General features: G+C 70.4%; 22 protein-coding genes. 5 read left to right on the top strand and 17 right to left on the bottom strand.

The genetic code is table 11. The features are described 5' to 3' along the window. Positions 1–2 precede the first annotated feature (2 nt). Positions 3–1,037, top strand: coding sequence for a LacI family DNA-binding transcriptional regulator (locus tag P5G50_RS07165; RefSeq protein WP_301212679.1), 1,035 nt, complete (start codon positions 3–5; stop codon positions 1,035–1,037). 166 nt (positions 1,038–1,203) lie between these two features. On the opposite strand, the gene P5G50_RS07160 is transcribed toward P5G50_RS07165, so the two are convergent. From P5G50_RS07160 to P5G50_RS07130, 7 genes are all read right to left on the bottom strand, one after another. After that, positions 1,204–2,442 carry an MFS transporter gene (locus tag P5G50_RS07160; protein WP_301212677.1) on the bottom strand — a complete coding sequence of 413 codons (1,239 nt, stop codon included), beginning with the start codon at positions 2,440–2,442 and terminating at the stop codon, positions 1,204–1,206. Between the two features lie 50 nt (positions 2,443–2,492). Then, entirely contained in the window at positions 2,493–2,978 is a 486-nt protein-coding gene (locus P5G50_RS07155) for a MarR family winged helix-turn-helix transcriptional regulator (protein ID WP_301212676.1), read from the bottom strand. Positions 2,979–3,078: 100 nt separating this feature from the next. Next, positions 3,079–4,470: an APC family permease gene (locus P5G50_RS07150; RefSeq protein WP_435870849.1), complete on the bottom strand. Its 1,392-nt coding sequence runs from the start codon at positions 4,468–4,470 to the stop codon at positions 3,079–3,081. A 171-nt stretch (positions 4,471–4,641) separates the two neighbouring features. Next, the gene (locus P5G50_RS07145; protein ID WP_301212674.1) at positions 4,642–6,618 is read right to left on the bottom strand and encodes a glycoside hydrolase family 127 protein; all 1,977 of its coding nucleotides are present in this window, start codon (positions 6,616–6,618) and stop codon (positions 4,642–4,644) included. 2 nt (positions 6,619–6,620) lie between these two features. Continuing rightward, positions 6,621–7,436, bottom strand: a complete 816-nt coding sequence (locus tag P5G50_RS07140) for a carbohydrate ABC transporter permease (protein WP_301212693.1) — start codon at positions 7,434–7,436, stop codon at positions 6,621–6,623. A 98-nt stretch (positions 7,437–7,534) separates the two neighbouring features. Beyond that, entirely contained in the window at positions 7,535–8,449 is a 915-nt protein-coding gene (locus P5G50_RS07135; protein ID WP_301212672.1) for a carbohydrate ABC transporter permease, read from the bottom strand. After that, positions 8,446–9,741: an ABC transporter substrate-binding protein gene (locus P5G50_RS07130; protein WP_301212671.1), complete on the bottom strand. Its 1,296-nt coding sequence runs from the start codon at positions 9,739–9,741 to the stop codon at positions 8,446–8,448. The genes P5G50_RS07135 and P5G50_RS07130 overlap by 4 nt, the downstream gene beginning before the upstream one ends. 151 nt (positions 9,742–9,892) lie before the next feature. Here P5G50_RS07130 and P5G50_RS07125 point away from each other — a divergent pair, with 151 nt between their 5' ends. Together P5G50_RS07125 and P5G50_RS07120 are read left to right on the top strand one after the other, a co-directional pair. Next, positions 9,893–10,918 carry a LacI family DNA-binding transcriptional regulator gene (locus P5G50_RS07125; RefSeq protein WP_301212669.1) on the top strand — a complete coding sequence of 342 codons (1,026 nt, stop codon included), beginning with the start codon at positions 9,893–9,895 and terminating at the stop codon, positions 10,916–10,918. A 52-nt stretch (positions 10,919–10,970) separates the two neighbouring features. Beyond that, the gene (locus P5G50_RS07120; RefSeq protein WP_301212667.1) at positions 10,971–12,437 is read left to right on the top strand and encodes an amino acid permease; all 1,467 of its coding nucleotides are present in this window, start codon (positions 10,971–10,973) and stop codon (positions 12,435–12,437) included. A 79-nt stretch (positions 12,438–12,516) separates the two neighbouring features. Here P5G50_RS07120 and P5G50_RS07115 read toward each other — a convergent pair whose 3' ends face one another. The 5 genes from P5G50_RS07115 to P5G50_RS07095 form a co-directional block, all read right to left on the bottom strand. After that, on the bottom strand, positions 12,517–12,660 hold the full coding sequence (locus tag P5G50_RS07115) for a hypothetical protein (RefSeq protein ID WP_301212666.1): 144 nt from the start codon (positions 12,658–12,660) through the stop codon (positions 12,517–12,519). 269 nt (positions 12,661–12,929) lie between these two features. Beyond that, a complete protein-coding gene (gene rplL, locus P5G50_RS07110; RefSeq protein WP_301212665.1) occupies positions 12,930–13,319 on the bottom strand; it encodes a 50S ribosomal protein L7/L12 in 390 nt (129 codons plus the stop codon). A gap of 53 nt (positions 13,320–13,372) precedes the next feature. Beyond that, a complete protein-coding gene (gene rplJ / locus P5G50_RS07105) occupies positions 13,373–13,888 on the bottom strand; it encodes a 50S ribosomal protein L10 (protein WP_064110996.1) in 516 nt (171 codons plus the stop codon). A 207-nt stretch (positions 13,889–14,095) separates the two neighbouring features. Further along, complete coding sequence (locus P5G50_RS07100; RefSeq protein ID WP_301212664.1) at positions 14,096–15,679, bottom strand: sensor histidine kinase; 1,584 nt, start codon at positions 15,677–15,679, stop codon at positions 14,096–14,098. Continuing rightward, positions 15,676–16,431, bottom strand: a complete 756-nt coding sequence (locus P5G50_RS07095; protein ID WP_301212691.1) for a response regulator transcription factor — start codon at positions 16,429–16,431, stop codon at positions 15,676–15,678. The genes P5G50_RS07100 and P5G50_RS07095 overlap by 4 nt, the downstream gene beginning before the upstream one ends. Positions 16,432–16,607: 176 nt before the next feature. On the opposite strand from P5G50_RS07095, the gene P5G50_RS07090 reads away from it, so the two are divergent. Both P5G50_RS07090 and P5G50_RS07085 read left to right on the top strand, forming a co-directional pair. Further along, entirely contained in the window at positions 16,608–18,164 is a 1,557-nt protein-coding gene (locus P5G50_RS07090; protein WP_301212663.1) for an ABC transporter permease, read from the top strand. A 38-nt stretch (positions 18,165–18,202) separates the two neighbouring features. Continuing rightward, the gene (locus tag P5G50_RS07085) at positions 18,203–18,874 is read left to right on the top strand and encodes an ABC transporter ATP-binding protein (RefSeq protein WP_301212662.1); all 672 of its coding nucleotides are present in this window, start codon (positions 18,203–18,205) and stop codon (positions 18,872–18,874) included. 46 nt (positions 18,875–18,920) lie between these two features. Here the strand turns inward: P5G50_RS07085 and P5G50_RS07080 are convergent, their stop codons facing one another. From P5G50_RS07080 to P5G50_RS07060, 5 genes are read right to left on the bottom strand one after another with little or no spacing between them, the layout of a single operon-like run. Beyond that, positions 18,921–19,508, bottom strand: coding sequence for a pentapeptide repeat-containing protein (locus tag P5G50_RS07080; protein WP_301212661.1), 588 nt, complete (start codon positions 19,506–19,508; stop codon positions 18,921–18,923). A 39-nt stretch (positions 19,509–19,547) separates the two neighbouring features. Continuing rightward, entirely contained in the window at positions 19,548–20,597 is a 1,050-nt protein-coding gene (locus P5G50_RS07075) for a sugar phosphate isomerase/epimerase family protein (RefSeq protein ID WP_301212659.1), read from the bottom strand. After that, positions 20,594–21,739: a Gfo/Idh/MocA family protein gene (locus tag P5G50_RS07070; RefSeq protein ID WP_301212658.1), complete on the bottom strand. Its 1,146-nt coding sequence runs from the start codon at positions 21,737–21,739 to the stop codon at positions 20,594–20,596. The genes P5G50_RS07075 and P5G50_RS07070 overlap by 4 nt, the downstream gene beginning before the upstream one ends. Further along, on the bottom strand, positions 21,736–22,833 hold the full coding sequence (locus P5G50_RS07065; protein WP_301212657.1) for a Gfo/Idh/MocA family protein: 1,098 nt from the start codon (positions 22,831–22,833) through the stop codon (positions 21,736–21,738). The genes P5G50_RS07070 and P5G50_RS07065 overlap by 4 nt, the downstream gene beginning before the upstream one ends. Next, on the bottom strand, positions 22,830–23,573 hold the full coding sequence (locus tag P5G50_RS07060; RefSeq protein ID WP_301212655.1) for a sugar phosphate isomerase/epimerase family protein: 744 nt from the start codon (positions 23,571–23,573) through the stop codon (positions 22,830–22,832). The genes P5G50_RS07065 and P5G50_RS07060 overlap by 4 nt, the downstream gene beginning before the upstream one ends. Positions 23,574–23,599 lie beyond the last annotated feature (26 nt).

The following is a 23,599-nucleotide window of genomic DNA, read 5'->3' as shown; positions in this document are numbered from 1 at the left end:
GCATGGCAGGGATCGAGGAGGTCGCACGCGCGACCGGCGTCTCGACGGCCACCGTCTCGCGGGCGCTGCGCGGCCTGCCCAACGTCTCGGACAAGACGCGGGCGGCCGTGCGGCGCGCCGCGGACGAGCTCGGCTACGTCGCGTCGTCGAGCGCGTCCGGCCTGGCGAGCGGGCGCACGCTGGCGCTCGGAGTGGTGGTGCCGTCGGTCAGCCGGTGGTTCTATACGCAGGTGCTGGAGGGCGTCGACTCCGAGCTGCGCGCGGCCAGCTACGACATGATCCTGTTCAACCTGGGCGGCCACCGCGGCGACCGGGAGCGGGTCTTCCACCGCAGCATCCTGCGCAAGCGTACGGACGCTCTGTTGGCGCTCTGCCTCGACTTCACCACGGACGAGCGCGAGCAGCTCTCCTCCGTCGGGCACCCGACGATCGTCGTCGGCGGCCCGGTGATGGGCCTGCGCAGCGTCGGCATCGACGAGGAGGCGACGGCCAGGGCCGCGACGGAGCACCTCCTCGCGCTCGGTCACACCGACATCGCCCACCTGGGCGGCGAGGACGAGGAGGGCCTCAACAGCCAGGTGCCGATCGGGCGCCAGCGCGGCTTCGCGCAGGCGATGCGCGCGGCGGGGCTCCCGGTGCGGCCGGAGTGGATCATCCCGGGCGGTTTCACGCTGCCTGCGGGACGTGCGGCGATGAACCGGCTGCTCGACCGCCCTGGGCCGCGGCCCACCGCGGTGTTCGCCGGGTCGGACGAGATGGCGTTCGGCGCCATCCTCGCCGCGGCCGACCACGGGCTCCGGGTGCCGGACGACCTCTCGGTCATCGGCATCGACGACCACGACCACGCGGCATCGTTCGGCCTCACCACGATGGCGCAGTCCCCGTTCCAGCAGGGCGCGCAGGCCACGCGCATCCTCCTCGACGAGCTCGGCGGCGGGGAGCCGCTGCCCGGATCGGTGCTCGCCCCGGCGACCCTCGTGGTGCGCTCCTCGACCGCTCCTCCGCGCGCCGCGCAGCGGGGGCCCTCCGCGACCTGACAGAATGGGTGCACGCCCGCATGGTCGAGCGCGCCTTTCGGGTAGGCGCGATCGTCACCGGCGGACCGTCCGCGCATGACGTTCCTAGCGTCAGCGCGGGAAGAGCCGCCCCGACTAGGACGGGGCGGCTCTTCACAAGTCCGGAGCGGACGTCGACGACGGGGCGTCAGCCGGCGTCGGCCAGCGTCAGGAGCTCGGCCTCCTGCTCCGCCGTCTCCTGCGGGGCGTCGACGCGGCGCAGGTGCTTGTGGCCGATGATCACGAGGGCCACCGCGACGAGCACGGAGATGGCTCCCGCGTAGAACGGCATCGACGGGCTGACCGCCTCGGCCAGCAGGCTCGCGGCAGGCGGGGCCACCGCGCCGCCGAGGAAGCGGACGCCGGAGTAGGCGCTCGACGCCACCGAGCGCGGCAGGTCGGTCGCCTCCATCACGCACTCGGTGAGCACCGTGTTCAGGATGCCGAGCAGCAGGCCGCCGACGATCACGCAGACGATGAGCGCGGCGAGGGAGGCGATGAGCAGGCCGGCCGCCAGCAGGTCGAGGGCGAGCAGCGGCATGATGATCCACAGCACGCGGGTGCGCGGCAGCCGGGACGTGAGCAGCGGGGCCACCCACACCGACGTGATCGCCAGCGCGACGCCCCACCCGAAGAAGATCAGGCCGAGGGTGATCGCGTCGCCGACACCGAGGTCGTTGAGCGCGAACGGCGTGTAGGCCAGCAGTACGAAGAAGCCGATGTTGTAGAACAGCGCGGCCGCGGCGAGGAAGCCCAGAGCAGGACGCGCGAGCGCCCGGAACGGTGCGGAGAGCTTCGTCGGCGTCGGCTTCTCGGGGTTCTTCTTGAGCAGCACCACGATGGCGATGAAGCCGACGGCCATGAGGGTCGCGGTGCCGAAGAACGGGCCGCGCCAGCTCCAGCTGCCGAGCAGTCCGCCGAGCAGCGGGCCGATCGCGATGCCGAGACCCAGCGCCGCCTCGTACAGGATGATCGCGGCGGAGGTGCCTCCGGATGCCGCTCCGACGATCGTGGCGAGCGCGGTGGAGATGAACAGCGCGTTGCCGAGACCCCAGCCGGCGCGGAAGCCGATGATGCCCTCCACGCTTCCGGAGAGACCGGCGGCCGCCGCGAACACGACGATCAGCGCGAGACCGATCAGCAGCGTCTTCTTGGCCCCGATGCGGCTCGAGATCCAGCTGGTGAAGAACATCGCCAGGCCGGTGATGAGCAGGTAGCTCGTGAACAGCATCTCGGTCTCGGTCGGCGTCGCCTGCAGGCTGGCGGCGATGGCCGGGAGGATGGGGTCGACGAGCCCGATGCCCATGAAGGCGATGACGGACGCGAAGGCGACCGCCCAGACGGCGGTCGGCTGCTTGAGGATGTTGGCCGGTTTCTCGTGGGACATCGAGGGGGTTCTGCTCCTGGTGGTGTGCGGGTGGATGTGGGAGGCCGGGCTCAGCGGCCGGCGAGCGCGGCGGAGGCCGCGGTCGAGAGGTCGACGCGCGAGCCGACGATCTCGACGGAGCGGCGCAGGGCGTCCAGTTCGTCGTCGCTCACGTCGGCGAACATGGGCACGAGCGCGGTGGAGAGCTCGTCGCGCCAGCTCTGGAACGCGTCCGCGCCCTTCTGGGTGATGGCGATCTGCCAGGCGCGCGCGTCATCGCTGTCGGCGATCCGCTTGACCCACTCCGCCTCGACCAGGTTGCGCACCAGCTTGGTCATGGTCGGCTGGGAGACGCGGCTGTGGCTGGCGAGTTCGCCGAGCCGCAGCGGGCCGTTCGTCTCGAGCACGCTCAGGGTGCGCCAGGTCGCGGGCGACTCGGTGCTCCCGGTGACGCGGGCGGCGAGCCGGGTGAGGCGGTGGGCGGCGACGACGAGATCGCCGAGGGTGTGACGCAGTTCGGTCGTGCGGGCGTCGTCCGCGGGCAGGCTCTCAGGCATGCCCATCATTTTATATAGCGCAGCTATGTATTACAAGTCCGCACACGGCGAAGGCCCGGGGACTCCCCCCGGGCCTTCGCGTGCAGCGACTGTCAGGCGGTCAGTCGATCGCCTTGTTGAAGCCGGTGACCGGCTGGCTCTCGTCGAACGCCGCGACCTTGCGGCTGAAGCCCCGGGTGATGAACAGCAGGTAGGCGAAGCCGATGACGGCCCAGATCACACCGCCGATCAGCGCGTCGGCGTGCAGGTTGACCCACAGGATGCCGGTCAGGATCATGCCGATGCCGGGCAGGACGATGAAGCTGATGATGTCCTTCGGCGTGCGGCGGCGGCCCTTGCGGATCGCGAACCAGGCGATGACCGAGATGTTCACGAACGTGAACGCGATCAGGGCGCCGAAGTTGATGAAGGCCGAGATCAGCTCCAGCGAGAACGCCATCGCGAGCAGCGTCACGGCGCCCACCAGGATGATGTTGAACGTCGGCGTCTGCGTCTTCGGGTTGATGTAGCCGAACACGCGCTGCGGGAGCACGTTGTTGCGACCCATCACCAGGAGCATGCGGGCGACGGAGGCGTGCGAGGCCAGTCCGGAGGCGACCGCGGCCGCGAAACCCGCCGCGACCAGGATCGCCTGGAAGACGGGACCGCCGACCAGGAGGCCGATCTGCGGCAGCGGGTCGTCGGTGTACTCGCCGAAGGGCGCGTTCGTCGGGAAGCGCAGCTGCGCGAAGTATCCGGCGACCAGGAAGATGACACCGCCGAGGATGACGGTCAGCATGATCGCACGCGGCATGACGCGCGGCGACTTCGCCTCCTCCGAGTACATCGTCACCGCGTCGAAGCCGATGAAGGAGAAGCAGACGACCGTCGCTCCGGTGAGCACCGCGCCCAGCGTCACGCCGTCGTGGATGAAGGGCTTGAACGACGCGATCGTGCCCTCGCCCTGGCCCTCCATGAGCTGGGTCGCGGCGATGACGACGAAGACGGCCATCACCACGACCGCGAACACCAGCAGCATCATGTTGACGTTCGAGGTCCCACGCATGGTGAAGTAGATGAGCGTCGTGGTCCCGATGCAGTAGAGCACCACCCAGATCCATCCGGGGATGGCCGGGAACAGCTGCTCCAGATAGAGCCGGATGATCAGCGCGTTGACCATCGGCAGCAGGATGTAGTCGAGCAGCGAGGTCCAGCCGACCATGAAGCCCAGGTTCGGGTGGATGGACTCGCGCACGTAGGTGTACGCCGAGCCGGCGCTGGGAATGGCGCCCGCCATCTTGCCGTAGCTGATGGCGGTGAAGATCATCACGATCAGGGCGACGAGGTACGCGGCCGGCACGACCCCGTTCGTCTCGTCGGACACGATCCCGAACGTGTCGAAGACCACGGTCGGAGTCATGTACCCCAGGCCGAGGCCCACGATGGCCCAGAGGCCGAGGCTCCGCCGGAGGGTGGCACCTTTGGCACCGGTGGCGGGCTTCGTCGTCGTCACTATCATCTCCCTCACGGGTTCGCGGCCGGTCCACGGTGAACGGCCTGCTGTTTAGGCACAGTGTGCCGACTATATCCGAAGTCAAACCGGTGTTTCGCCATCGAAAACGCATCAGGCTGCGTGAACGGCTTCGAAAAGCGATATTCACGCAGCCTGATGGCCGTTCGGCTCTCACTCCACCGGGAGCCACACCCGCATCGTGGACGGACCGCGCTCGGCCCACGCGTGGTACGGGACGAGGGCGACCGGTGCGGTCGCGTCGGCCTGACCGCCCGCTGCCCCTCCGGACTCGGCGACGCCGTCGTACGGCCACTCCCGGTCGGGCTGCTCGCGCCGCCGGACACGCACGACCACGTCCTGGTCCTCCAGTGCCGGCTGCTGCGCCGCATCGACGACGACATCGGCAACGTCGTCCGCCAGAGGACCCAGGTCGACGGACTCCAGCGCGTACACGACCGGGCCGCGCTCCACCGCGACGCTGCCGCGCACCGCGTCGATGCGCGGGTCCGGCCAGGTGAAGCGCGGGGCGAGCGGCAGATCCAGGGTCACGACGTCGCCCGCCAGGAACCGGCGCCGCACCTGCGCGTAGCCGGGTTCGGCGGTCGCGCTCTCGACCTCCCTGCCCTCCGACACCACCTTCACGGAGGCGCCCCGCGCCCAGGCGGGCACCCGCAGGGCCAGCGTCCACTCGCCGTCGGAGTCGGCGAGCGCCTCCACTTCGACACGGCCGTCGAGCGGGTAGCCCGTGCGCACCTCCAGCTCGACGCGTCGGCCGCCGTCCAGCGTCGTCGCGATGCGCGCGGGGGCGTACTGGTGCAGCTGGAGGCCGTCGGCCGACGCCGTCGCGAGGTACGCGTCGAGGCTGGCCAGCGTGCGGGCGACGTTCGGCGGACAGCACGAGACGCCGAACCAGGGCGCTCGGAGCGACGCCTCGGCGCGCGGGGAGGCGACGTCCGGGTCGGCCGGTGCTCCGGGAGTGCGGCGGTGCAGTGTGTTCGCGTAGTAGAACGCGGTCCCGTCGTGGGAGGGCGACGTCGCGACCACGTTGTACAGGGTGCGCTCGACCAGGTCGGCGTAGCGTGCCTCCCCCTCGGCGAGCAGCAGCCGCCAGCTGAACTGGACGGAGGCGATGCCCGCGCAGGTCTCGGAGTACGCGCGATCCGGCGGCAGCTCGAAGTCGTCGCCGAACGCCTCGTCCTGATGATGGGAGCCCTGCCCGCCCGTGATGTAGGTGCGCCGGGCGACGGTGTTCTCCCACTGCCGGCGCAGCGCCTCCTGGAGGCCGTGGTCAGCGGTCTCGGCCGCCACGTCCGCCGCTCCGGACGCGAGGTAGTTGGCGCGTACCGCGTGACCGCGCAGCACCTCCGCCTCCCGCACCGGGATGTCGTCCTGGTAGTACGCCCTCCCCCACTCGATGTCGCCGAGCACGCCGGAGCCGCGGCGCTCGATGAACAGCCGGGCCTGGTCCAGGTACCGCTGCTCGCCGGTGACGCGGCCGAGCTCGACCAGCGCGGTCTCGACCTCGGGGTGCCCGCACACCGACCGGATGCCGTCGTCGCCGAAGGTGGCGCAGATCAGGTCGGCGAGCCGGACGGCGACGCCGAGCAGCCCGTCGTCGTCGCCGGGGCGCGTGCGCTCGCGGGCCACGGCGGCCTGGAAGAGGTGGCCGGCGCAGTACAGCTCGTGCCCCCACTCCAGCTCGGTCCAGCGCGGCGGCTGACCGGGGCGGCCGAACGCGGTGTTCAGGTAGCCGTCCGGCTCCTGCGCCGCGGCCACGCGGGCGACGATCGCGCGGAAGCGGGCCTCGAGCGCCGGATCGCCGGTGCGGCCGATCTCCCAGGCGACGGCCTCCAGGTACTTGTAGATCTCGGAGTCCGAGAACTCGCGCCCGCGCCGCCCCTCCGGCAGCGCGCCGGCAGCGGCGAGGTCGAAGTTGGGCAGCCAGCCCTCCCGTTCGAGCCAGTGCTCGATGTGCGGGAGGGTGCCCACAGCGTTGGTCCGCTGCCGCTCGCCCCAGAAGCCGCCGGTGATGGCGACCTCGCCCAGTCCCAGCGGTCGCAGCAGCGTGCTGCTCGGGACGGCGGGGGCGGCGGCGCGACGGAGGCCCGGCGCGACGGCGCCCGCTCGGTCGGTGTCGGTGATCGTCATGGTCATCCTTTGAAAGCGCCGGACATGAAGCCGCGGACGTAGTGACGTTGGAGGAGCAGGAAGAGCAGGATGCACGGCACGGCGAGCACGACCACGCCGGCCTCGGTGGCGCCGTAGTCGACGACGCCCTGCACCTGGCCGCGGAGGTTCGAGATCGCCAGCGGCAGCGTCATCCGGTTGGAATCGTTGATCAGGATCAGCGGCGCGATGAAGTCGTTCCACGCCGCCAGGAAGGCGAACAGCCCGACGGTGATCAGCCCCGGCTTGACCGCCGGCAGCAGCACCCGGCGCAGCGCGCCGAAACTCGAGCAGCCGTCGACCAGCGCCGCCTCGTCCAGCTCGCGCGGGATCGCCTCGAACGAGATCCGCATCATGAAGGTCGCGAACGGCAGCTGGAACATCGTCAGCACCAGCGCCACCCCGACGAGCGAGTTCGACAGGCCGACCAGGTTCAGCAGCACGTAGAGCGGGATGAGGAGGGTCGCGTACGGCACCATCAGGATCGCGAGCGTCGTCATGAACAGCACGTTCTTGCCGGGGAACCGGAAGCGGGCGAAGGCGTAGCCGCCGAGCGTCGAGACCACGAGGGTGAGCAGCACGGTCAGCAACGAGACGAACAGCGAGTTGCCGAGGTACACCCAGACGCCGGCCTGGTAGTTCGCGAGCGTCGCGTAGTTGCCGAGACCCCAGCCATGCGTCTGGTTGGTGCCGGCGCGCGGTGCGATCGACGACACCGCGGTCCAGATCAGGGGGTAGAGGAAGATCAGCGCGAGCCCGCCCGTCAGCACCCAGTAGGGGGTGCGCAAGGCGACGCCCATCAGCCGCGTGCGCTGCGGGCGCCGGCCGCCCCGCCCTGCGTGCCGGTCGCCCGCGGGAGGCGTTGCGCGGTTGGTGCGCCTGGTCAGCACGTCGGCGCTCATGACGCGTCCTCCTTCTGGCCGAATGCGCGGATCTGCGCGATGTTGATGATCACGAGTGCGATCAGCACGATGACCGAGAGGGCGCCGGCGACGCCGAGGTTGTTCGGCCCCTGGAAGGCGACGCTGTAGATCAGCTGCACGACCGTGATCGTGCTGTTGTCCGGGCCGCCCTTGGTCAGGATGTAGAACTGCTCGAACGCCAGCAGCGAGCCGGTCACGCACATCACCGTGGTGAGCGCGAGCGTCGGCCGCAGCAGCGGCAGCGTCACGCTCCGGAAGGTCTGCCACCTCCCGGCGCCGTCGATCCTGGCGGCTTCGTACACCTCGTCCGGGATGCCCTGGAGGCCGACCAGCATGAGCAGCATGTAGAAGCCGGCGTACCTCCACACGATCAGGAACACCGTCGACCAGAGCGCACCCTCCGGCGTGCCCAGGAACGTGAACCCCCACGCCTTCATCAGGTCGGCGAACGGGCCGGCGATCGGCGAGTAGAGCACGTAGAACAGCAGGGAGGCGGAGGCGAGCCCGAGCGCGCTCGGGATGAGGATCGCCGTCCGGAGGAACCCCTTCCACCGCGTCGACTCCTGCACCAGCAGCGCGAGTCCGAGGGCCAGCCCCAGCAGGATCACCGTCGTGACGACGGTGTAGAGCACGGTGAACGCGATCGAGTCGGCGAAGAACCGGTTCTTCACCGCGTCGACGTAGTTGTCGGGGAAATTCCAGCCCTGGTTGCCGCCGAGCAGCGGCCAGTCGGACCCGGACATCTGCAGCACGAGCAGCAGCGGGAGCAGGAACAGCAGGAGGACGAAGAGGGCGGTGGGGGCGGCGTACAGCCACCCCCGCCGCGTCTCCGAGGAGGAGTGCCGTCGCCGCTCCCGACGCAGGGCCGGGGCGCGGAGTGTCGTCGTCACTGCGAGAGCACCGCCGTGATCTCTTCGTTGTCGGCGTCGACCTTCTTGCCGTCGCCGAGCACGGCATCACGCACGAGGGTCAGCCAGGGGCTGCTCGGCGCGTTGAAGGCCTGCTGGAAGTTGAGCGAGAACGGCGTCTCGCCCTTGCCGGCCACCTCGTTGATCGTCACCAGGCGCGGGTCCTTCTCGGAGTACTGGTTCGTGGCGAGGTCCGACCGCGACACGACGTCGTTGTCCTTGGCGAGCACGCCGACCTGGGCGTCCTCCGACATCATCCAGTTGAGGAAGTTCCAGGCCTGCGCGGACTTGTTGGAGTCCTTCGAGATGCCGATGCCGTCGCCGCCGACGAAGGTGGATGCTCCGCCCTTCGGCCCCGGGATGCCCGAGACGCCCACGTCGAACGGGGTCGAGGAGAGCAGCGTCGCCGGGTAGAACATCAGGCCGACCTTGCCCTCGGTGAAGCCGGCGGTCCAGGTCGGACCGGCCTCGTCCTTCGACGACGGGAGCACGGCGCCCGAGTCCCAGAGGTCCTTCCAGGTGGAGTACACCTTCTTGGAGGTGTCGCTGTCGAGCAGCGACTTCGAGCCGTCCTCGTTCATGACCTGCTGGCCGTCGGCCCACATCGTCGGGAACCAGGTGAAGACGAGGCAGCCGCCGCAGTTGAGGCCCGTGGCGGTGCCGTAGGTGTCCGGCTTGTTCAGCGCCTGGATCTTCTTGGCCGCCGCGGCGAACTCGTCCAGGTTGGCGGGAGCCTTGTCGGGGTCGAGGCCGGCCTCCGTGAAGAGCTCCTTGTTCCAGAACAGCATCGAGAGGTCGAGGACGAACGGGAGCACGTGCTCCTTGCCGTCGGCGGTGCCCGCCTTCAGGTGGCCCTTGTTGATGGCGTCCTTGTAGTCGAGGCCGTCGATCTGCTTGCTGATGTCCTGGAAGAGGCCCTGCTTCACCCAGTTCGGCACGTAGACGATGTCGGCGGCGAACAGGTCGGGCAGGCCGCCGGAGCCGGCCGCCGCCCCCACCTTCGCGACGTAGTCGTCGTTCGGCACGACGGTGAGGTCGACCTGGTTCTTGTGCGTCTTGTTGTACTCCTCGACGAGGAGCTTGGCCTGCTTCTCCAGCGGCGCGCGCGTCCAGAGGGTGAGCTTCGAGCCGTCGTCGGTGCCGCCCTTCGGGATGGAGGCGCTGCCGGAGGACCCCGAGCCGTTGCCGCCGGAGCAGGCGGCCAGCGTGACCGCCAGTGCGCCCGCGACGATCGCCGCCGCGACGCGCCTGCTGCGGTGCGTGAACATCTTCATTGCATCTCCTCATCATTGAGTCGGACACGAGTTGGTGCTCTCGGGTCTGAAAATACCGAAAGGGCTTTCGGTAAGTAAAGCGCCCGCGATATCCGCGTGTCAATGCCTTTTTGTGTGCTAGGTTTTCGGCATTCCCGAAAGGAGGGCGACCGTGGCAGGAGCGGCAGGTGGTTCCCGTACGGCGACGCTCGGCGACGTCGCCAGCAGGGCGGGCGTCTCGCTCGCCACGGCCTCCAAGGCCATCAACGGCCGCGACCAGGTGGCTCCGCGCACGCGTGCCAGGGTCATCGCCGCCGCCGAGGAGCTGGGGTTCACGCCGAACGCGCTGGCGCAGAGCCTCACCGCCGGGCGAACCGGGACCGTCGGCCTGCTCACGAGCGACCTCGAGGGGCGCTTCGTCATCCCGATCCTCATGGGAGCGGAGGACGCCTTCGGCGCCGGCCAGGTCAACGTGTTCCTGTGCGACGCGCGCGGCGACGCGATCCGCGAGCAGCACCACATCCGCGCGCTGCTCAACCGCCGCGTCGACGGCATCATCGTGGTGGGCAGGCAGACCGACCCGCGACCCTCCCTCGGCCACGAGCTGCCGGTGCCGGTGGTGTACGCCTACTCCCCCTCCGACGACCCGACCGACCACTCGCTCACGCCCGACAACCGCAGCGGCGGCCGGATGGCCGTGGAGCACCTGATCGCCTGCGGCCGCTCGCGCATCGCCCACATCAGCGGCGACCCCTCGTACGCCGCCGCGCAGGACCGCGACCACGGCTTCCAGGCCGCGATGCGCGACGCGGGGCTGGAGCAGGTCGGCCACACGATGTTCTCGGCCTGGAGCGAAGTGTGGGGTCGCGACGCGGCCTCGCTGCTGCTGCGCAGTCACCCCGACATCGACGGCATCGTGTGCGGCTCCGACCAGATCGCGCGGGGCGTGCTCGACACCCTCCGCGACCTCGGCAGGAGCGTCCCCGGCGACGTGGCCGTCATCGGCTACGACAACTGGGAGGTGCTGGCCACCAACGCGCGGCCGGAGCTGACCAGCATCGACAACAACCTGGAGGAGCTGGGGAGGCTTGCGGCGCGGCGCCTGTTCGACGCGATCGCGGGTCGGACCCTCGCGCCAGGAACGGAGCATCTGCCCGTGAAGCTCACGATCCGGGGCTCTACGATCCCCCATCAGTGATCGCCCCAGAACGCGTATTGGTATTCCATACGCGCAATGGTTTCATGTGCAGATGCACAGTTCTTCCTCCGCTCCGCGCCTCGACGACGAGCACACCGGCGGCTATCGCAAGGGCCTCAAGCGCCGCCACATCCAGATGATGGCGGTGGGCGGCGCCATCGGCACCGGGCTGTTCCTCGGGGCCGGCGGCCGCCTCCACTCGGCAGGCCCCTCGCTGCTCATCGCCTACGCCGTGTGCGGCGTCTTCGCCTTCCTGATCCTGCGCGCCCTCGGCGAGCTGGTCCTGCACCGGCCGGACTCCGGCTCGTTCGTCTCGTACGCCCGCGAGTTCTTCGGCGAGCGCCTCGCCTTCGTGACCGGCTGGGTCTACTGGATGTACTGGGCGATGATCGCGATCGTCGACGTGACCGCCGTCGCGCTGTACCTCGCCTTCTTCGGCCGCTACGTGCCCTTCTTCGCGCAGGTGCCGCAGTGGGTATTCGCGCTGCTCGCGCTCGCGGTCGTGCTGAGCCTCAACCTCCTCTCGGTCACCGTGTTCGGCGAGCTGGAGTTCTGGTTCGCCCTGATCAAGGTGGGCGCGCTCGTCGCCTTCCTCGTGGTCGGCACGGTTCTCGTCGTCACCGGCACTCCAGTGGCCGGCCGCACGCCCGGCTTCGGGATGATCGCCGACCAGGGAGGGATGTTCCCCTTCGGCGCCCTGCCGCTCGTCCTCGTCATGCAGGGCGTCGTCTTCGCCTACGGCGCCATCGAGCTGGTCGGCACGGCAGCCGGTGAGACGCCCGACCCCGAGCGCACGATGCCGCGCGCGATCAACACGGTCATCCTGCGCATCGCCGTGTTCTACGTCGGCTCGGTGCTGCTGCTGTCGCTGCTGCTGCCGTCGTCGGCGTACAGCGCCGGCGAGAGCCCCTTCGTCACGTTCTTCGCCTCGATCGGCGTGCAGGGAGCCGACACCGTGATGAATCTCGTCGTGCTCACGGCGGCGCTGTCGTCACTGAACGCGGGCTTCTACTCCACCGGACGCATCGCACGGTCGCTGGCGGAGCGCGGTGCGGGGCCGGCGTTCGCCGCCCGCATGAACAGGTCGGGAGTGCCGTACGGCGGCATCCTCGTCACGGCGGCCGTGGCACTCGTCGGGGTCGGGCTCAACGTCGTCGTGCCCGACGACGCGTTCGAGATCGGGATCAACCTGACCTCCATCGGCCTGCTGTTCACCTGGGGCGTCATCGTGGCGTGCCAGTTGCGGCTGCGCCGGTTGTCGCGCGCGGGCGTGCTGCCGCGGCCGGCGTTCCGGATGCCGGGAGCGCCGTGGACCGGCTACCTCACCTTCGGCTTCCTGGGCTTCGTCGCCCTGCTCCTCCTGCTGGACTGGCCGACCGGCACGCTGACCGTGGCCGCAGCGGCGGTCATCATCGTGCCACTGCTGTTCATCGGCTGGTTCGCGGTGCGTGGCCGCGTGGCAGCACGTGCTCCGGCGGTCCGCGACGACGACCCCGAGTTGGAGCGGCTCGCGCGGTGACGTCCACCGACTGCGCCTCCCGGAACGACGAAAGGACCGGCGCCGCCCGAGGGCGACGCCGGTCCGTCGTGTCAGCTGGTCACCGCAGGTACCGGTCGTAGAGCAGGGTCCTGCGGCACAGATCCGGCGGGTGCGAGCCGCTGTCGCGGTCGTCCCCGTGGAGCAGCGCGGAGGCCAGTCCGCGCAGGTGAGCGGCGTACGCACGCCACTGGCTGGTATTCATGGTGATTCTCTTTCGGTGATGCGTCCTTGCACACCGATCCACGCGGGCAGGCGTGATCGGACGCGGGTGGGTGAGCACCCGCGCACCGGAACCGCACCTCCCCCGCGCACGCGAACCACGCGTTAACGCAGGGAGGGCGCCGCCCCGTCATGGGGGCGACGCCCTCCACAACGCGGACACTCTCTTACGGGAGGAGTCCGCGTCGTGCTGCGCTCAGCGAGCGCGGCGGCCGATCAGCCTTTCGGTAGAAGAGCCCCGAAGGGCGTCGACTACTTGAGGGTGATGGTGGCGCCAGCCTCTTCGAGCTGGGCCTTGGCCTTCTCAGCGGTCTCCTTGTTGGCACCCTCGAGCACGGTGCTCGGAGCGCCGTCAACGAGGGCCTTCGCCTCACCGAGGCCGAGGCTGGTGAGGGCGCGCACCTCCTTGATGACCTGGATCTTCTTGTCACCGGCGGCCTCGAGGACGACGTCGAACGAGTCCTTCTCCTCGACCTCCTCAGCGGCGGCACCGGCGCCACCGGCGGCCGGGGCGGCCACGGCGACGGGGGCGGCGGCGGTGACCTCGAAGGTCTCCTCGAACGCCTTGACGAACTCGCTGAGCTCGATCAGGGTGAGCTCCTTGAACGCCTCGAGCAGCTCCTCAGTCGAAAGCTTTGCCATTGTTCTCTCCTTAGTGTGTGTGGTTACTCACCGCGTACTGGATCCCGAAGGACTCAGGCAGCGGACTCCTGCTTCTCACGCAGCGCGTCGACCGTGCGAACGGCCTTCGAGAGCGGTGCGTTGAACAGATATGCGGCTCCGAACAGCGAGGCCTTGAAGGCGCCGGCCAGCTTGGCCAGCAGAACCTCACGGGACTCGAGGTCGGCGAGCTTGCCTACCTCTTCTGCGGTCAGCGGGTTACCGTCGAAGTAACCGCCCTTGACCACCAGCAGAGGGTTTGCCTTGGCGAAGTCACGCAGCGACTTCGCGACGGCGACCGGGTCACCGTGCACGAAGGCGATCGCGGACGGGCCAGCGAGCTCCTCGTCGAACGACGAGATGCCCTTGTTGTTGGCCGCGATCTTGGTCAGCGTGTTCTTCACCACGGCGTACGTCGCGTGCTCACTGATGGACTTGCGCAGCGTCTTGAGCTGAGCAACAGTGAGACCGCGGTACTCGGTCAGCAGAACGGCGGTCGAGCTCTCGAACAGTCCCTCGAGCTCGGCAACCGTGGCTTCCTTGTTCGCCATGGCCTACTCCTCAATCATCTTCGTCGCACACCGCGGGAGCGATGTGCGCACCTCGACCGCTGGCAAAGAAAAAAGCTCCGGCGCAGGGCACGGAGCTGGCGACGCAGAGAACTGCGAGACTGACTTCATACACCTGCGCGGGCCTCCACCTGAGTGGGACTTCGGACGTGCGGACACGTCGACCAGCGGTCTTCGGCTCCGGGTAGCTTACGCGACGGTCGCGGGCGGGCGCAAATCGGCGGCCGGCTGAGGCATCAGGGGCAGCGACACCGTGAACACCGTGTCGCCCGGGACGCTGTGCACGGAGACCTCCCCTGCGTGCGCCTCCACCACCGCCCGGACGATCGCGAGCCCCAGACCGGTGGAGCCGGTGGCGCGGTTGCGGGAGCTGTCGCCGCGCGCGAAGCGCTCGAACAGGGTCTTCTGCAGCTCCTCGGGGATGCCGGGGCCGGTGTCCGCGACGGTGACGACCGCGCGCTGAGCAGCCTCGTCGACCGACAGCCCGACGGTCACGACTGTGCCCTCCGGCGTGTGCACGCGCGCGTTGGCGAGGAGGTTGACGACCACCTGGTGGAGGCGGGGCGCGTCGCCGAGCACCTCCACCGGCTCGTCGGGCAGCTCGATCCGCCACTCGTGGCCGGGGCCGGCGGCGTGGGCGTCGCTCAGGGCGTCGATCAGCAGGAGGGAGAGGTCGACCGGGTCGCGGTCCAGCTCACGGCCCTCGTCGAGCCGGGCCAGCAGCAGGAGGTCCTCCACGAGGGAGGTCATGCGCGTCGCCTCCGACTCGATCCGGCCGATGGAGTGCGTGACGTCTCCCGGGAGCTCGTGCGGCGCCCGGCGGGTGAGCTCCGCGTAGCCGCGGATCGAGGCGAGCGGGGTGCGCAGCTCGTGGCTCGCGTCGGCGACGAACTGGCGCACCTTCTGCTCGCTGGCCTGGCGGGCGGTGAGCGCGGACGCGACGTGGCCGAGCATGTTGTTGAGCGCGGAGCCGACCTTGCCGACCTCGGTGTGCGGGTCGGTGTCCTCCTCGGGCACGCGGACCGACAGCGCGACATCGCCGCGGTCGAGCGGCATGCCGGCGACCTGCTCCGCGGTGTCGGCCACCCGCTCCAGCGGCCGCATCGCCAGGCGGACGACGAAGCTCGCGATCAGGAACGCGAAGATGAGCCCGGAGAGCGTGACGAGCAGGATGACCAGCGCGAGCCTCCCGACCGTCGCGTTCACGTCGCTCAGCGGCAGGCCGATGATGACGCTGTCGCCGTTCTGCAGCTCGGCCGCAGCGATGCGGTACGAGCCCAGCGAGGAGCCGAGGTCGACCGTGCGCGGCTGCGCGTCGGAGGGCACCTTGAGCAGCGCGAGCGCGTTGATCGGGACCTGCTCCGGCTGGAGGGGCTGGTTCGCCGCGCTCGTGCGGTCGGCGAGGATCACCGGTGGGAACAGCAGCCCGCCGTTCTCCCTGCGGACCGCGCCGAGCGTGCCGGTCTGCTGACCGGGCGTCGCGACGACGCCGGCCGCGTCGGGGATGGTGGGGCCGCCGCCGTTGATGCGGTCGGCGGCGTGCTGCCCGCGTTCGAGCGCGGACGTGAGCTGGCCGTCCAGCCGCTGCATGAGGTAGCCCTGCAATGCGAAGACGCTGACCGTGCCGATCACCGCGCCGAGCACGGCGAGCATCGCGACGACGACGAGCACCACCCGGCTGCGCAGCGTCCAGGAGCGGAAGCGGCGGAACCGGTCGAAGCGCTCGCGCATCCCGCCCGTGCCGGGAGCGGCCGTCGGGCGGGCTGCGGTCACTGCGCCGCCTTCACCATGTAGCCCGCGCCGCGCACGGTGTGGATCATCGGGGCGCGGCCGGCGTCGATCTTCTTGCGCAGATAAGAGATGTACAGCTCGACCACGCTGGAGGAGCCACCGAAGTCGTAGCTCCACACCCGGTCGAGGATCTGCGCCTTGCTCAGCACGCGGCGCGGGTTGCGCATGAGGAAGCGCAGCAGCTCGAACTCGGTCGCCGTGAGCTGGATCGGCTCGCCGTCGCGGTGGACCTCGTAGCTGTCCTCGTCGAGCACGAGGTCGCCGACGATGAGCACGGGGTCGTCCTGGTCGGCGACCGCGGCCCGGGAGCGCCGGAGCAGCCCGCGGAGGCGCGCCACCAGCTCCTCCAGGCTGAACGGCTTGGTGACGTAGTCGTCGCCGCCGGCGGTGAGCCCGGCGATGCGGTCATCGAGCGAGTCCTTCGCGGTCAGGAAGAGCACCGGCGCCTCGTTGCCGTCGGCGCGCATCCGGGAGAGCACTTGGAGGCCGTCGATGTCGGGCAGCATGATGTCGAGCACGACGACGTCGGGCTTGAACTCGCGCGAGAGCTGCAGGGCCTGCTGACCCGTGGAGGCCGTGCGCACCTCCCAGTCCTCGTAGTGGAGGGCCATCGCCAGCAGGTCGGTGAGGGTCGACTCGTCATCGACGACGAGCACCCGGATGGAGCTGCCGTCGGCACGACGGAGCAGGACGCGGGGCTGGCTGGAGGCGCTGGTGGCGGCGCGGGCATTCATGGTCACCTTTCCCATTATGAGGAGGCGCTTCAACGCCTCCTTTGTGAAACCTATGGACAGTCTGAGAGCGTCGCCTCCCGCGTCACAGCGCACCCATAGCCACGCCACAGCGCGGCGAAAAGCCACAACCCTAGCGTCCCGATCGTCACATCCACTACGACACGAGACGGAAGCACATGTTCGGGACGTACCTCAGGCGAGAACTGCTCAATCGCCGCAAGCAGACGGTCATCATCGCGATCGGCATGGCCCTCGCGATCGCGCTGGTGATCATCGTGAACGCGGTGTCGGCCGGCGTGAAGGAGGCGCAGGCCAGCGTGCTGCAATCGGTCTACGGCGTCGGGACCGACATCACCGTCTCCATGCCGGCGACGGCGGGCAGCGGCACCCCGCAGGCCGGCGGCGGCCGCTTCGACTTCGGGGCCGACGCCGGAACCGACACCGGGAGCGGCCGCAGCGTCGACACCTCGCGGCTGGAGCCGGAGCGCGGGACAAGTGTGATGGACGCCTCCACCCTCGCCACCGCGAAGAAGGTGGACAACGTGTCGGCCGCGGCCGGTGTGCTCGCCCTCAACAACATGAGCTTCAGCGGCACCCTCCCCGACTTCCAGCAGCTGCGGTCGGAGCGCGGCAAGGGCGGCGGCGCGTCCGGCGACACCACCGTTCCCCAGCCGGCACCCACGGGAGGTGCGGACGGCGCCGGCGGCAGCTCGTTCAACGTGGACTCGTTCTCGGTGCTCGGCCTCGATCCGGCCGGCGAGTCGGTCGGCCCGCTCGCCTCGGTCACGCTCGCCGACGGGCGCACGTTCACCAAGGCCGACGCGGGGAAGGATGTCGTGGTGCTCGACGCGAGCTACGCCAAGTCCGCGAGCAAGGCCGTCGGCGACACCGTCACCATCGGCGGCACCTCCTTCGAGGTGGTCGGCATCGTCAGCGCCAGCGGCTCGGACGCCACCACGGCCTCTAATGCGTACATCCCGCTGGACGTCGCCCAGAAGCTGTCGGGACAGACCGACAAGATCTCGTCCATCTACATCACCGCCGCCTCCTCCGGAGATATCGCGCAGATCAAGGCGGACCTGACCAAGGCCGTCTCCGGCGCGACGGTCAGCACGCAGGCCGACCTCGCCTCCAGCGTCTCCGGCTCGCTCGGCAGCGCCGGCACGCTCGTCGCGAGCCTCGGCACCTGGCTCTCGGTGATCGTGCTCGCGGCCGCGTTCCTGATCGCCATCCTCTTCACCATCTCCGGCGTCACCCGGCGCACCCGCGAGTTCGGCACGCTCAAGGCGATCGGCTGGTCCAATCGGCGCATCGTCGGGCAGGTGGCCGGCGAGTCGGTCGTCCAGGGCGTCATCGGCGGCGTCATCGGCGTCGCGGTCGGCCTTCTCGGCGTGCTGATCGTGAACCTGGTGGCGCCCACCCTGACCGGCAGCGTGAGCACCGGCGTCGGCCGCGCTGCCGGTCAGGGCGCGGGAGCGGCGGGCGGCGCTGGCGGCGCTGCCGGCACCGCGGCGACGAACGCGCCCGGCGGCGGCTTCGGCGGGGGCGGCTTCGCCGCGGCACGGCAGGCGGCCGCATCCACCACGGACGTCGTGCTGCACGCGCCGGTCACCCTCTGGATCATCGTCGGCGCGGTCGCGCTGGCCGTGCTCGGCGGTCTGATCGCCGGCGCCATCGGCGGATGGCGTGCCTCCCGCCTGCGCCCGGCCGCGGCCCTGCGCTCGGTCGCCTGACCCGCCCACCGCTTCCCACACACACGAAGGAGACCACCGTGTACACGCTCACCAACGTCACCAAGAAGTACAGCCAGTCCAAGCGCGAGGTCGTCGCGCTGAAGGACGTCAGCCTCGAGATCCCCGACGGCCAGCTCGTCGCGATCCAGGGTCCGACCGGCGGCGGCAAGTCGACGCTGCTGCAGATGCTCGGCGCGCTCGACCGGCCGACCTCCGGGTCGATCGAGCTCGGCGCCTCCAGCCTCTCCGGGCAGCGCGACGGCCGCCTCACCGCCGTGCGCGCGAAGGAGATCGGCTTCGTCTTCCAGGGCTTCAATCTGATCCCGACGCTCACCGCGCAGGAGAACGTCGAGACCGCGCTCGCCCCGCTGCGGGTGAGCGGTGAGGAGCGCAAGCGGCGGGCGGCGGAGGCGCTGGCCTCGGTCGGCCTCGCCGATCGCGGCAACCACCTGCCGTCCGAGCTGTCGGGCGGTCAGCAGCAGCGCGTCGCGATCGCCCGCGCGCTGGTGAAGAACCCGGAGGTGCTGCTGGCGGACGAGCCCACCGGCAACCTCGACGAGGAGACCCGCGACGAGATCATGGAGCTGCTGGAGGGGCTGTGGCGCGATCGCGGCCTGACCGTGGTGATCGTCACCCACGACTCCGCCGTGGCGAAGCGGGCGCAGCGCCGCCTGCACCTCAAGCACGGGGAGGTGAAGGAGGTCGCCTGACGGCCCCGGTCGGTCGTCGCCTCCCGGTCAGTTCTGAGCTGCTGAGTCAGTTGTGGGAGGCGACGACGATCATCCCCTGCGCCTCGGCGAGCGCCACGGCCTGGCGCTCGTCGATGGTGGCGCCGCGGAGGATGACGTCGTCCCACTCGATGCCCGTCAGGTCGCTGCCGGTGAGGTCGGCACCCGTGAGGTCGGCGCCGCTGAGCTCGGCGGCGGAGAGGTCGCAGCCGGTGAGGACGGCGTCGGTGCAGACCGCGCCGCTGAGGTCCGCCTCCCGGAGGCGCACGCCGGTGAATGTCACGCCGGTCAGCTCGGCGCGGCTGAGGCCGACGAACGCCCAGGAGCCGCCCTCGACCGTCAGCAGCGGGAACTCGCACGCGGTGAACGTGCTGCCGGTGAGCTTGCAGCGCCGGAAGGTCGCGTCGAAGAGGTTGCAGTACTCGAAGCGGCAGTTCACGAAGGCGGAGTCGGTGTGCTCGCTCACGTTGAACCGGACGCGACGGAAGGTGCAGTCCGTGAAGACCGCACCCTCCGTCTTCGCCTCGGTCAGGTCGAGGTCGATGAACTCGACCCCGGTGTACTCGACGCCGTCGAGTTCGCGGCCGTACCAGTCCTGGCCCTGGATGGTCTCCATGCCGTGAGCCTAGCCGCGGGCGCGGGCGGGCGCCTCGGTTCAGTCCTGGTTGCTGAAGGCGGCGTCGAAGGAGGCCGTCGGCTGCTTCCAGAGCAGCGAGCGGATGTAGCCCACCGCCTCCTTGGCGCCGTGGAGGCGGTCCATGCCGGCGTCCTCCCACTCGATCGAGATGGGGCCGGTGTAGCCGATCGACTCGAGCGCACGGAAGGCGTCCTCCCACGGCACGTCGCCGTGCCCGGTCGAGACGAAGTCCCAGCCGCGGCGCGGGTCGCCCCAGGGCAGGTGCGAGCCGAGCACACCGGCGCGGCCGTTGCGCGGACGCAGCCGGGTGTCCTTGCAGTCGACGTGGTAGATGCGGTCCTTGAAGTCGACGATGAAGCCGACCGGGTCGATGTCCTGCCACATCATGTGCGAGGGGTCCCAGTTGAAGCCGAACGCCTCGCGGTGGTCGATCGCCTCCAGGGTGCGCACGCTGGTCCAGTAGTCGTACGCGATCTCGGACGGGTGCACCTCGTGGGCGAACCGGACGCCCTCGCCGTCGAAGACGTCGAGGATCGGGTTCCAGCGGTCGGCGAAGTCCTGGTAGCCGCGCTCGAACACCTCCGCCGGCACCGGCGGGAACTGCGCGACGTACGGCCAGATGCTCGACCCGGTGAACCCGACGACCGTGTCGACGCCGAGCTTGCGCGCGACCTTCGCCGTCAGCTTGAGCTCCTCGGCCGCGCGCTGACGCACGCCCTCGGGGTCGCCGTCGCCCCAGACCTTCGAGCCGACGATCGCCTGGTGGCGGAAGTCGATCGGGTCGTCGCAGACGGCCTGGCCCTTGAGGTGGTTCGAGATGGCCCACACCTTGAGGCCGTACTTGTCGAGCAGATCGAGCCTGCCCTGGAGGTAGTCGTCGTCCTCCGCGGCCCGCCAGACGTCGAGGTGCTCGCCCGAGCAGGCGATCTCGAGCCCGTCGTAGCCCCACTCGCTCGCGTACTCGGCGACCTCCTCGAGGGTGAGGTCGGCCCACTGCCCGGTGAACAGGGTCACCGGGTGTGTGCGACCCGACGTGTTGTCAGAAGCCAGGGCGTCTGCGTCCGTCATTCTTCCGTTCCCATCTCGATCCAGGTGCCCGCCTCGGCGGAGTCGAGCACGGCGTCGGTGATCCGCACGGCGCGCAGGCCGTCGGTGAAGCGCGGGAGTCCCTCCGGGCTCTCGCCGGCGATGGCCGCGTAGCTGTCGGCGATGAAGGCGTTGAACGCGTCCTGATACCCCTGCGGGTGTCCGGACGGCACCACGCACAGGCGCGCTGCGTCGGCGCTGAGCTGGTCGGCGTCGCGCGGGATGAGCAGGCTCCCGGCCCGCCTGCCGACCCACAGCGTCTCCGGCTGCTCCTGGTCGAAGGCGACGCTCTCCTCGCTGCCCGCGATCTCGATCCAGAGCCGGTTCTTGCGGCCGGGGGCGACCTGCGAGACCAGGAGGGTGCCGAGCGCGCCCGACACGGTCTCGACGACCACGGCGACCGCGTCCTCGGTGGTGATCGAGGAGTGCGCGGCCCGCTCCGCGAAGACGGTCCGCTTCGTCGCCGAGACCCGGCTCACCCGGTCGCCGGAGATGAACTCCACGAGGTCGACGAGGTGGGAGCCGATGTCGGCGAAGGCGCGCGACCGCCCGCCCTGCTTCGAGTCGACCCGCCAGTTGTCGTCGCCCGCTCCGAGCAGCCAGTCCTGCAGGTAGGAGGCGTTGATGCTGAGCACGCTCCCCGCCCGGCCAGAGGCGAAGCGCGCCCTGGCCTCCCGCGCCATCGGGTGGAACCGGTAGATGAAGGGGACGGTCGCAACCCGGCCCTCCGCTGCGGTGACCAGCGCCTCGGCGTCGGCTGTCGTGGTGGCGAGCGGCTTCTCGCACACCACGTCTTTGCCGGCGGCGAGCACGGCCGCCGCCTGCTCGGCGTGCAGCGCGTTCGGCGACGTGACGTGGACGACGTCGATGGCGTCGTCCACGAGAAGCTGGTCGAGCGAGTCGTAGGCGCGCGTCGCGCCCAGCCGCTCGGCCGCGTCGGCCGACCGCTGCGCCGACGACGACACGATGCCGGCCACCTCCGCCCGCGCCGCCCGGATGGCCCGGGAGTGCACCTCGGCCATGAAGCCGCCGCCGACGATCGCCGCCCGCAGCCGCTCCCCCGCGCGGCTCTCGGCCCGGCGGGTCAGGCCGCCGTTGACGTCGCTGCTCGCCGGGTCGGTCATGCGAGCGTGGCCTCTCGCGGGTTCCAGTCCTCCGGCAGGGCCGGGGCGAGCTCGACGGTGCTCTCCACCTCGACCGGCAGCCCGGACTCGCCCGCCTCGATGGTCGCGACCATCACGTCGAGCACGTGGAACGCCTGCTCGCCGGAGGCGCGCTCGGGGACGCCCGCGCGGATCGCCCTGGCCAGCTCGACCACGCCCGTGCCGCGCGTCGAGGTCGAACCGGTCGACGGGACCGTCTCGACGCCGTCGGCGCCGTGCACCAGCAGGTCGCCCTCGAAGGTGTTGACGTCCGGCACCTCGATGGTGCCGTCCACTCCCGCCACCTCGAAGAGGGTGCGGCCCAGCTTCGAGTCGAAGCTGAACACGGCCTGCGCCGTCTGCCCGCTCTCGAACTGGTAGAGCGCGCTGACGTGCGTCGGGACGGTGACGGCGAACTCCTCGCCCGCGCGCGGGCCGGAGCCGATGACGCGCGTCTCGCGCGCCTTCGATCCGACCGCGCTGACGCGCGCGACCGGGCCGAACAGCTGCACGAGAGCCGTCAGGTAATACGGGCCGAGATCGAACAGCGGACCGGCCCCCTCCTGGAAGAGGAAGTCGGGGTTCGGGTGCCAGCGCTCCGGCCCCGGGTTCTGCAGGATGGTCAGCGCGGTCAGCGGGGCGCCGATGGCCCCGCTCTCGACCAGGCGGCGAGCCGTCTGGACGCCGGCGCCGAGGAAGGTGTCGGGGGCGGTCGCCACCCGGAGCCCCTTGGCGTGCGCGGTCTCGAGCAGCTCCCGGCCGCTGGCGCGGTCGAGCGCGAACGGCTTCTCGCTCCACACGTGCTTGCCCGCGGCGAGCGCCTGCAGCGCCACCTCGACGTGCACGCGCGGGATGGTGAGGTTGACGACGATCTCGACGCCATCGTCGGCGAGCAGCTGCTCCACCGACCCGGACGCAGGGACGCCGTACTTCTCGGCCTGCTCGCGCGCCCGGTCGAGGTCGATGTCGGCGACGAACCGCACCTCCAGGTCGGGGAACGAGGTCAGGTTGGCCAGGTACTCGTTGCTGATGACTCCGGCGCCGATGACGCCGACGCCCACGCGCCCGGCGCTCATGCGAGGCCCTTGGAGGTGAGGAAGGCGTAGCTGTCGGCGACGGCCTGGAACCGGTCGCCGCGCGAGTCGTCGAGCTCGATCACGCGGAGCGCGTTCGGCGCGGCGGCGATGATCCGCTCGATCGGGAGGGAGCCCTGACCGACCGCGACCTGGTCCTTCGTCTCGGTCGTGGCCGGGCCGTCCTTCACGTGCAGGGCGACGACGCGGTCGCCGAGCCGCGGCAGCAGCTCCACCGGGTCGTGACCGCCGACGGCGACCCAGTAGGTGTCGACCTCGAGCACCACCTCCGGGGCCAGCTTGGAGGCGAAGAACTCCAGCGCGGTCGTGCCCTCGATGGTGCTCTCGAGCTCGTGCGCGTGGTTGTGGTAGCCGACGCGCACGCCGTGCTTCGCGGCCACCTCGGCGGCGGCGTTGAGCTGGTCGGCGATGGCGGCCACGTCGTCGGCCGACTGCCAGCGCTCGGCCGGGACGTGCGGGTCGATGACGGTCTCGATGCCGAGCGCCTTCGCGGCCTCGAACACCTCGTCGACGTCGCCGCCGATGAACCCCTGATGGGTCGTCGGAGCGGTGAGCCCGGCCTCACGCAGCCCGTCGCGGAGCGCGTCGCCGAACGACAGGAAGGCGAACGGCTCGACCTGGGTGAACCCGATGTCCGCGATGCGGCGCAGGGTGCCCGCGACGTCCTCCGAAAGGAGTTCGCGGACCGTGTAGAGCTGTACGGAGAGTGTAGACGTCGACATGATCTCCTCGTCGAGTGTGCGCTGGT

This window comes from Leifsonia williamsii (assembly GCF_030433685.1).
GTDB classification, from domain to species: Bacteria; Actinomycetota; Actinomycetes; order Actinomycetales; family Microbacteriaceae; genus Leifsonia; species Leifsonia williamsii.
The sequence above is the reverse complement of the archived record's forward strand: the minus strand, read 5'-3'. Positions and strand labels throughout refer to the sequence as shown.

What these genes read in the sequence shown, in the direction of transcription:
- P5G50_RS07160 (WP_301212677.1), bottom strand. Translation starts at nt 2,442, where the DNA reads ATGTCCCACGAGAAACCGGCCAACATCCTCAAGCAGCCGACCGCCGTC.
- rplL (WP_301212665.1), bottom strand. Translation starts at nt 13,319, where the DNA reads ATGGCAAAGCTTTCGACTGAGGAGCTGCTCGAGGCGTTCAAGGAGCTC.
- P5G50_RS07155 (WP_301212676.1), bottom strand. Translation starts at nt 2,978, where the DNA reads ATGCCTGAGAGCCTGCCCGCGGACGACGCCCGCACGACCGAACTGCGT.
- P5G50_RS07075 (WP_301212659.1), bottom strand. Translation starts at nt 20,597, where the DNA reads ATGACGGACGCAGACGCCCTGGCTTCTGACAACACGTCGGGTCGCACA.
- P5G50_RS07080 (WP_301212661.1), bottom strand. Translation starts at nt 19,508, where the DNA reads ATGGAGACCATCCAGGGCCAGGACTGGTACGGCCGCGAACTCGACGGC.
- P5G50_RS07145 (WP_301212674.1), bottom strand. Translation starts at nt 6,618, where the DNA reads ATGACGATCACCGACACCGACCGAGCGGGCGCCGTCGCGCCGGGCCTC.
- P5G50_RS07115 (WP_301212666.1), bottom strand. Translation starts at nt 12,660, where the DNA reads ATGAATACCAGCCAGTGGCGTGCGTACGCCGCTCACCTGCGCGGACTG.
- P5G50_RS07120 (WP_301212667.1), top strand. Translation starts at nt 10,971, where the DNA reads ATGCACAGTTCTTCCTCCGCTCCGCGCCTCGACGACGAGCACACCGGC.
- P5G50_RS07070 (WP_301212658.1), bottom strand. Translation starts at nt 21,739, where the DNA reads ATGACCGACCCGGCGAGCAGCGACGTCAACGGCGGCCTGACCCGCCGG.
- P5G50_RS07065 (WP_301212657.1), bottom strand. Translation starts at nt 22,833, where the DNA reads ATGAGCGCCGGGCGCGTGGGCGTCGGCGTCATCGGCGCCGGAGTCATC.
- rplJ (WP_064110996.1), bottom strand. Translation starts at nt 13,888, where the DNA reads ATGGCGAACAAGGAAGCCACGGTTGCCGAGCTCGAGGGACTGTTCGAG.
- P5G50_RS07095 (WP_301212691.1), bottom strand. Translation starts at nt 16,431, where the DNA reads ATGAATGCCCGCGCCGCCACCAGCGCCTCCAGCCAGCCCCGCGTCCTG.
- P5G50_RS07165 (WP_301212679.1), top strand. Translation starts at nt 3, where the DNA reads ATGGCAGGGATCGAGGAGGTCGCACGCGCGACCGGCGTCTCGACGGCC.
- P5G50_RS07090 (WP_301212663.1), top strand. Translation starts at nt 16,608, where the DNA reads ATGTTCGGGACGTACCTCAGGCGAGAACTGCTCAATCGCCGCAAGCAG.
- P5G50_RS07140 (WP_301212693.1), bottom strand. Translation starts at nt 7,436, where the DNA reads ATGGGCGTCGCCTTGCGCACCCCCTACTGGGTGCTGACGGGCGGGCTC.
- P5G50_RS07130 (WP_301212671.1), bottom strand. Translation starts at nt 9,741, where the DNA reads ATGAAGATGTTCACGCACCGCAGCAGGCGCGTCGCGGCGGCGATCGTC.
- P5G50_RS07060 (WP_301212655.1), bottom strand. Translation starts at nt 23,573, where the DNA reads ATGTCGACGTCTACACTCTCCGTACAGCTCTACACGGTCCGCGAACTC.